Origin of the sequence: Sphingobium trunci (assembly GCF_022664535.1) — a bacterium.
Taxonomy (GTDB): Bacteria; Pseudomonadota; Alphaproteobacteria; order Sphingomonadales; family Sphingomonadaceae; genus Sphingobium.
This window is the reverse complement of the sequence record NZ_JAKUJY010000056.1, coordinates 1-2,675: the sequence shown is the minus strand read 5'-3', so window position 1 is coordinate 2,675 and position 2,675 is coordinate 1. Positions and strand designations below refer to the sequence as shown.

Annotated in this window: 2 protein-coding genes; both read right to left on the bottom strand. The window is 63.9% G+C overall.

The genetic code is table 11. From position 1 onward, the window contains the following. Positions 1-86: 86 nt before the first annotated feature. Entirely contained in the window at positions 87-701 is a 615-nt protein-coding gene (locus MJ601_RS21690; RefSeq protein WP_242130467.1) for a hypothetical protein, read from the bottom strand. 395 nt (positions 702-1,096) lie between these two features. After that, a partial coding sequence (locus MJ601_RS21685) for a ParB/RepB/Spo0J family partition protein (RefSeq protein WP_242130466.1) occupies positions 1,097-2,675 on the bottom strand: 1,579 nt, incomplete at its 5' end.

Sequence of the window (2,675 nt, the reverse complement as noted above, 5' to 3'; positions counted from 1 at the left end):
GGCGAACGCCTCGAAAACCATCGCCGTGACGCGGCAAAGCTCCTGCCGCAGCGGCCATGACAAATGCTCCCTGTCGGTGGACGGCGTCATGACCGGGCGTCCCGTTGTTCGCGGTGCCAGCCGTTCGGGCGGCGATGGCCGGTGACGTCATGCACACGGTCGAGTAGAGCGCGCAGCAGCGGACGAACCTCGTCCACCGTGAACCCGCCATCATCGGGTTCCGGTTCCCCGAAGAGGCGAGGCTGGTTCCACTTCCAATAAGGGGTGAGGACCATCGCCAGCCGGGCCATGTCGGGGCAGTCATGCCCGAGGCCCGTGACGTTCGCATAGGCCAGCGATTTGGCGACGCGCAGACCGATATGACGGGCGCACCAGCCATCAGGAAAACCCACGTCCAGAAGATGGGAGGAAAGCCCAAGCTGGGCAGCGATCCCGGCGCGATAGAGAAATTGGCGCCAGTCACGGTTCAGCCCCGGCTCCCGGTCTGGCAAGAAGGACTCCGCATTGTGATAGCGGAAGCGGCTCAGGCTTCGCCCCGCCTTGGTCCGAACAAGGCTTGTCGGTGAATCGCCATAATGGTCATGAAGATCGGCCAGAGCCTCGCCCCAGGGCGAAACGACAGCGGTGGAAACGGCAATCGGCGTGGCGGTCAGCGCCCGCAATAATGCGCGGCGTGATGTGACAGGAGCGGTCTTACCCATATGCACCTCCGGTCCGCATCCATGCGGGTCAGGCGGAAGTGGCAGGGCGGATGCGGCACGGTCCCGAACTCCCGCGCACTGAGCGCGGAAGTTGCCGGGGCTGGTAACATGCGAAAGCACATGCGCCGCCGTTTTTAGCCCGAGGGCTTGGACATATACGACGGCACCCCGGACAACAGGTGTTGCCGAGTTACTTGCTTTCGCGGGATTACCAGTCCCGGCACCGCCTTTTGCGCAGCGCGCGGCAATGGTAGCAGAAAAGGAGGAGCAGCGCCAACCCGCTGGCGAATCAGTGGAAATCCGGACGATCAGGCGTCGTTCACTGACGCCAAAAAAGAACCGGAGCTACCGCCCCGGTTCTGGAAGTGGAACAAATAGTGAGGGCCGCTGGCGCGTCAGTCCTGTACAGTCTCCTGATCGGCTGGGGTGGTATTCACCAGCCCTGCCACCGCGTTCCACCGCTCGACGCCGCCGACGCCACCGCGTTCGGTGTAAGCCGTGGGCGGAAAAACCATCCATCTCGGCACCCAGTTTTCGGCCTTGGCGCGCCCGCCCGTTCCAGCAAGATAGTCCCGGACGATCTGGCGCTGCACCTTGGCGCTTTCCCCTGCATTGGCCGTCGCGACGATCTTGCCTGCCACCTCCGCCACCAGATGGCCGATCACCTCCCGGTCGCGGACCAGATCGAGCAAGGCATCGTCGGCCTGCCAGACCTTCGCCATATCGACGTCGAGCAGCGCGCCCAGCAATTCGACCATGGCGCTGCCCGCTTCCAGCGTCTCGCCCATGACGATGGCGAGAATGTCCAGCACGGCGTCGTCGGTCAAAGTCATCAACTGGCGGAACAGGCCCGGCAGGCCATGTTCGCCCGCATAACCATTGGTGACGGTCGGCGTATCGGGATCGAAGCCCAGCAGGGCCAGCACGGCGCGGCGCTGGGTGTCGAACAGAGCTTCCGACGCGCTGCTTTCGACGCTCTCCGTAATAGCGTCATTATGGGCGCGCTGCCGCTCCACATCGATCCGCCATAGCGACGATCCGACGATGGCATGGGCGACCATTAGGCGCAGGGCGATAGCGGGCTGTGACAATAGCGAGGCGCGCACGGCGGCATGGCGATGGAGATCGACATAGTTCTGGATCGGCGCACTGATCTCCGGGCGAACCGGCTTGGCGATGGTCTCGCCTTTCTCCCGCTTCCGCGCTTCCTTGATGGTGATGTAGCCTTCCTGAAAGGCGACGTCCCCACGATGGCCGATGACGGCATAGACCTTGCCGCCCTTCCTCTTGGGGCAGCGCTCGTGCTCCCATGTGTGGAAATAGTCTCCCCGCTCCAGAATGACGACTTCCTGCCATCCCGCTTCACGATAGGCCTCGGCGCGTTCCTCGACCGCCGTCATTTGCGCGGTCCAGAAATCCGAAGCGCAGGCGAAATAGCTCTCTTCCCCGAACAGGTCCGAGACAATCTCGCCGCCAAAGCTCGCAAGGTCGAACAGGGCCGCCTTGGTGGAGATGGTAGCACCACCAAAAAGCCATGCGCGCAAATTCTGGCCGACTGGCGCGTGGCGGTCATCATCGTCCAGCAGGGCCAGCCACTCGCGCTGTTGCGTCTTGGAGGCGAGGGTCAGGTGGCGGACGGTGACGGCATCGATTGTCTCGGCCCGGTAGAGATTGCGGATGCGGGGCAGGAGATTGCCCAGCGCGAGGGTGCGCTTCACCTGTAGGGTCGTGAAGCCGAAGGTCAGGGAGATATCCTCGACGCTGCGCCCCTCCCGGACCAGCCGGGTGAAGGTTTCGTGCCGGGTCATTTCGTCGGGGTCCAGCCGGGCGATATTCTCGATCAGCGAGGCCTCCAGCGCCGCAGCGTCGTCGCCCGCCTCCATGATGGCGCAGGGCAGGGACGCGATACCATCAGTCTCCCCCGCGACAGCCAACGCGGCATGGTAACGCCGCTTGCCTGCTACGATTTCGTAG

Coding starts and splice junctions, on each gene's coding strand:
- MJ601_RS21690 (WP_242130467.1), bottom strand. CDS start 701: ATGGGTAAGACCGCTCCTGTCACATCACGCCGCGCATTATTGCGGGCG.